We start from the raw sequence: 5525 nt of genomic DNA on the forward strand, positions 1-5525 counted from the left end.
GTCCACTATGCGGTTCCCAACCAACAACAGGAACCATCCAGCACAACACTGGAACACACAACTACATACACAAGTTGTAACCACAAATTTCCCACCCCCGGGGAGTGTTCTCACGAACACCCCCGGGGACCAGGGACACAGGGTTACGGCGGTCACAGCGTGGGGGAAACGCCCGGTCCCATTCCGAACCCGGAAGCTAAGACCCACAGCGCCGATGGTACTGCACCCGAGAGAGTGTGGGAGAGTAGGACACCGCCGGACAACCATTAACGAAAGGCCCCACCCACGGTGGGGCCTTTCACCGTTAAACCCCCCACCCACACACACCAGCACACCGGATAGACCGGGACCGATCGTCGCGCATCAGGTTATGCCCTACGTCCAGGGCCGAACAGGACTTCGAGGCGGTGTTCGGACAGGCGCGTCCTTTGATCAGCAGGCAGCCCGGGTTTAGGCCCCTTTCCTTGTCGTGATCTGTGGAGTCCTCGACAGTTCTCCTGAACGATCTTTTATGACCCTTTCCCACCCGCGCGCTCTTCGAAGCCGTCAGTTGACGGGCGGGTCTTGGAGCCGATCCTCGCCCACCGATTTCGGACAGGGAATCCGACCCAGGCCGACTGTTTTCCGGAGTACAAGCCAAGGGCCTTCAACGCCCAGTTCGCGGAATGCCGGCGGGGGGCCTGTTAGCGGCCATGAAGAACTGCCCATAGGCGGCCACGGAACTGCCCACTGACGGCCATGATAAGTGCCCGTTGGTGGCCATGAGATCTGCCCACTTCCTTACTGAATCCTGCTGCTTATGTGGTGGGAGCCTCTTCCCGGGGTTTGATGACGGTGTCTAAGTCGCCACGAAAGTCGCCCGGGAAGAGGCCCAATTGAAGTTTGACGGAGAAATCATGGAAATACTTGCTGCTTATGATCTGACCGGATCGTTGCGCGCCGCCGCGGAACTCACGGGGTGCTCGCATCACACGGTGGCCCGGCACGTCGCTGCCCGAGACGCGGGTAAGCCGATGGCCGAGCCGGTCTATCGGGGCCGGGTCACCGATCCGTTCCTGCCCAAGATCGAGGAATGGGTCGAAGCCTCGAAGGGCCGGATCCGCGCCGACAAAGCCCACGAGAAACTGGTCGCGTTGGGTTATGAGGGTTCGGAACGGTCAACCCGCCGCTCCGTCGCGCAGGTCCGCGCCGCGTGGCGGCTCGGCCATGTCCGGGTGCACCGCCCATGGATCACGGAACCGGGTATGTGGCTGCAATACGATTCCGGCGACGGCCCCGTGATCGGCGGGAAGAAGACCGTATTGTTCGTGGCCTGGCTGGCCTGGTCACGCTTCCGAATTGTCATCGCTTTGCGGGACCGGACGGCGCCGAGCGTGTTTCGCCGCGCTGGACCGCACCTTCCGGGTCCTGGGTGGCGCTCCGACCTATGTGCTGACCGATAACGAGAAGACGTGACGGTGTCCCATGTTGCCGGGGTGCCGGTGCGTAACCAGCAGACCGTGGACTTCGCCCGCCACTACGCGGTGGCAGCGCTGACCTGTCAGCCGGCGGATCCTGCCACCAAGGGCGGCGTGGAGGCATCGGTGAGGGTCGCTAAAGCCGACATCGTCCCCAAAGACACGAATCTGCGCCCAGAATACGCCTCCTTCGCGGAGATCGAAGCGGCGTGCCAGGTGTTCATGGACGAGGTCAACCATCGTGAGCACCGGGCCACCCGCCGCAAACCCGCCGTGATGCTCGCCGAGGAGGCGCCGCGGTTGCACCGGGTCCCGGACACCGCGCACACGGTCGCGTTCGGGCTCTCCCGGGCCGTGCCGGAGAACACGCCGATGGTCACCTTCGAGAACGGCCAGTACTCCGTTCCGGCGTCCTTGCTTGGCGGACGGGTGTTCGTCCGGTCCCACGGCGCTGGAGGCGATGAACAAGTCATCATCGTCCACCACAGCGCCAAAGGCCCGGTGGAAGTTGCCCGGCACCGGCGCGCCCGGCCTGGCAGTCCGGCGATCAACGACGACCACTTCCCCGATCACCGGCCCCGAATCCCGGGTGATTACACGGTCAAAGCCAGGACGGCTGCGGAAACGGAATTCCTGGCCATCGGTGCCGGTGCGCGGGCCTGGCTGCTCGAGGCCGCCGCGGCGGGCACCGCACGGATGAACGTGAAAATGGCTGAAGCCGTCGCACTGGCCAAGATCGCCGGCCAGGCCGACGTTGATCAGGCGTTGGGGGTCGCAGCGATCCATGGCCGCTTCGCGAATAAAGACCTGGCCTCGATCCTGACCGCCGCGAACACCCGCACCGCCACCCACGCCGCCACCGAAACCCGGTCCCTCACCCAAGGCACCGCCGGGTGGGCGGCCATCGGCCGCCCACCCGGAACCGGGTCTTCCGAAACCCGGGGGCCCGTCATTGGGGATTCCGTGACTGGGCTGGAGGAAAGCGCGTGAGCCCGGTCCACGCCACGGCACCGGTATTAGCCCCGGAGCTCGAGGCGCTGATGCGGCAGCTGAAGATGCCCCACGCGCGGGCGTTGGCGCCGGAACTGATCGCGACTGCCCGCGCCCAACGCTGGGAACCAGCCGAAGTCATCAAAGCCCTGTTCACCGAGGAAGTCGCCGGCCGCTCCCGGTCCATGCTCGCCACCCGCCGCAAAGCAGCGGGCTTCCCTACCGGGAAGACCTTCGACACCTGGGACCCGGCAGCGTCTTCGATCCCGGCCCCGACGCAGCAAGCACTACGGACGCTGGAATGGATCGGACGGAAGGAAAACGTGGTGATCTGCGGCCCCTCCGGCACCGGGAAAACGTTCTTCCTCGAAGCCCTCGGACAGCAGGTCGTCGAGGCCGGCATGCGGGTCGCGTGGTTCCGGCTTGAGGACCTCGGCGTCCTGATGCGGGCGCACCGCTCCGATGACTCCGTCACGAAAGTCGTCGCCCGGATCCTGCGCGCAGATTTGGTGGTGGTCGATGACATCGGGTTGTTGCCGGTCGGTACCGACGCGGCGGAGGGGCTCTACCGTCTCGTCGACGCCGCTTACGAGAAACGGTCCATCGCGGTGTCCTCAAATTTGCATCCTGCCGGTTTTGACGAGCTCATGCCTAAAACCCTCGCCACGGCAACCGTGGACCGGCTGCTACACCACGCCCACGTCTGCCAAACCTCAGGGGAATCGATCCGCCTCAGCCAGGCCCTAGCCGGGAAAGGAGTCACACCAATGAACTAAACCCACATCCCAACATGGCCAACGCCGCCGAACACCCGGTGGGCAGATCTGCTGGCCATGGCTGGGCAGTTTTCATGGCCACCAGCGGGCATTTCTGCTGACCGCCCGTGGGCACAAACTATTGGCCATTGACAGTTGTCCTTGAGCATGGGTCGCTTCGACAACCGATCAGTGACAACGGGTCGCAGCTCAGTCCCCTCAAAGGGCGGAAACCAATCCCAGTCCAGTAAGAACGGCCAGCCCTGGCAGCAGGCCGATGCACTGATGGCGCCGACACCTACAGACCCTGCGGCAAGCTCGAGCGCAACCATCTCACGGTTACGGAGTACCGCAGCAGGCCTCGGGCCTGCTGCGGACATTGAGACTCTGCAAAGGATCTGTGACGCGTTCCGTTGGGGTTACAACTACGAATGGCCCTGCCGGTCACTGGATCAACGGATCCCGGCCATCGTCTGCAGCATTTCCCGGAAAGCCTCGTGCGCGGACACCTGCAGCGTGCGGTTAGCTGGCCGCGTCCTCAAAGTTTCGTCAGCAGAACTGGTGAACTTCCGGAAGCGCTGTATTGACACGGGATAGGCAGACAGCGCGGAGCCTGTCAGAGTCATCGAAGGTCTTAATGGCCACACCATCGATCGTGCCGGGACTGGCGGACTACTCCGCAAGGTCGTCCTCGGTCCGGTCGGCGGCTTGACTGTCAGGGACTGTTCAACGTGGCTCAGTTTTGAATCGGGCAGATGTCGGCGGTTGAGTTCATCGGCGACTCGGGCGAGGTCCTCGAGGATGCGGGTCCCTAGGTCTGCCCATTTGCGAAAGTACTGACGGAGTAAACCGTTGGTTCTCGTTGGAGCCCCGTTGCCAGGGGCTCGCGGGTTCGCAAAAGTAGACCGGGATGAAGGTCCGGCGGGTGAAGTTCTGGTGGCAGGCCCCGTTGGTACCTTGATCCCAGGTCAGCGACTTACGTACATGCTCCGGGACCCCACGGTTATTGACTCGACTAGCTGAGCACGGAAGTTCTCTGCTCCTCTGTTGCCCGCTAGATGCACGAGGATCGTGAATCGTGTGGTGCGTTCCACGAGTGTTCCGATAGCCGATCGGCTGCCCTTCCCGATACTGAGGTCCCCTCCCAGTGGCCAGGCACTAGCCGGCTGGTGGCCTCGGCTGACCGGTCGCGGATCATCACTATGTCGGGGGAAGCGTTTGGTGCGGTGTTCTTTCCTTCTGTGGGGCCAGCGTCCAGTTCGTCCAGTCATCACGAACTCCGTCAGCTTCGCGCTGGCGACAGTGTTCCCGACCCGTGGACGATTTTTTCTGCGTTCGGCACTGCGCTGGGCTGCCCGGAGCCGGTAGGTGCCGGGGGATGATGGGTGGTCCGCTGAAACTCTCGACTCACGGGCGAGGTACTGCGCCCAAGCTCCCTGGCAATGGCTCGGACGCTTCGTCCAGCGTGGAGCAGGTCCGCGATGGTGATTCGTTCCGTTTCCGAGAGAAAGCGCGCGGAGATGACCGAGGTTTTGACCGTGAGATCGGCGGGTAATTCGTGACGACCTCTGCCTTCGAGACGGAGGTAGGACCGCACCGCCGCCGCGTTCCTAAGCTCCGGCTGATCCCGATGATCCGGCAGGCTTCAGAATTACCCATTCCCTGATTCACCACGGGCCTAGGGCGTGTCTCCTTATTGTTCGGTGAGGTCTTTGGGATGCTGGTGGTATGTCACGTACTGCTGTTTTGTCGGATGCTCAGTGGGCTCGGATTGAGCCGTTGATGCCAAGCTCGGACGGAAGCCCGGGCCGCCCCTTCAACAATCACAGGCTGGTCGTTGAGGGCATCGTTTATCGGTTCCGGGCAGTAATCCCGTGGCGGGATCTGCCGGAGTGTTTCGGGTCGTGGAAGACGGTGTGGAAACGCCACCGCCGGTTCAGCAGCGATGGCACCTGGGACAGGATCCACACCCAGTTACTGGCAGAAGCTGACGCGGTAGGGATGATCGATTGGGAGGTTTCCGTGGACTCGACAGTGAACCGGGCTCACCAACACGCAACCAACCTTCCGCGCACCACAGGGGGACCTGTCGAATTACATGAAACTGCGCGAGGAGCCTCCTGACCACGCGATCGGCCGCTCCCGTGGCGGGTTGACGACGAAAATCCATCATCTCTGCGACGGGAAAATGCGGCCGTTGGTGATGCTCATCGGACCGGGCCAGGGCGGGGACTCACCAATGTTTCCGCTCTTGCTCGATGCGTTGCACGTCCCGCGGATAGGCAAAGGCAGGGCTCGGACCAGGCCGGACCGGGCGTTGGGA

Annotated in this window: 1 protein-coding gene, 1 rRNA gene and 4 pseudogenes; 4 read left to right on the forward strand and 2 right to left on the reverse strand. The window is 63.3% G+C overall.

Going from position 1 to position 5525, the window contains the following annotated elements; genetic code table 11:
- Positions 1-144: 144 nt before the first annotated feature.
- The 3 genes and pseudogenes from rrf to istB all read left to right on the forward strand — a co-directional run bounded on the left by rrf (position 145) and on the right by istB (position 3223).
- Positions 145-261 (forward strand): 5S ribosomal RNA (gene rrf, locus Y703_RS0102105).
- 614 nt (positions 262-875) lie between these two features.
- Positions 876-2447, forward strand: a pseudogene (gene istA / locus Y703_RS23295) (IS21 family transposase).
- A complete protein-coding gene (gene istB, locus Y703_RS0102115) occupies positions 2444-3223 on the forward strand; it encodes an IS21-like element helper ATPase IstB (RefSeq protein WP_026551402.1) in 780 nt (259 codons plus the stop codon). Before istA ends, istB begins: the two are co-directional and overlap by 4 nt.
- 791 nt (positions 3224-4014) lie before the next feature.
- Here istB and Y703_RS22855 read toward each other — a convergent pair.
- Positions 4015-4198: pseudogene (locus Y703_RS22855) on the reverse strand (IS30 family transposase); the annotation flags it as partial.
- Positions 4199-4592: 394 nt separating this feature from the next.
- Positions 4593-4715 (reverse strand): annotated as a pseudogene (locus Y703_RS22860) (helix-turn-helix domain-containing protein); the annotation flags it as partial.
- A gap of 585 nt (positions 4716-5300) precedes the next feature.
- Here Y703_RS22860 and Y703_RS22560 point away from each other — a divergent pair.
- A pseudogene (locus Y703_RS22560) lies at positions 5301-5525 on the forward strand (IS5/IS1182 family transposase); the annotation flags it as partial.

Source organism: Arthrobacter sp. H20 (assembly GCF_000520515.1).
In the GTDB taxonomy this organism is placed as follows: Bacteria; Actinomycetota; Actinomycetes; order Actinomycetales; family Micrococcaceae; genus Arthrobacter_D.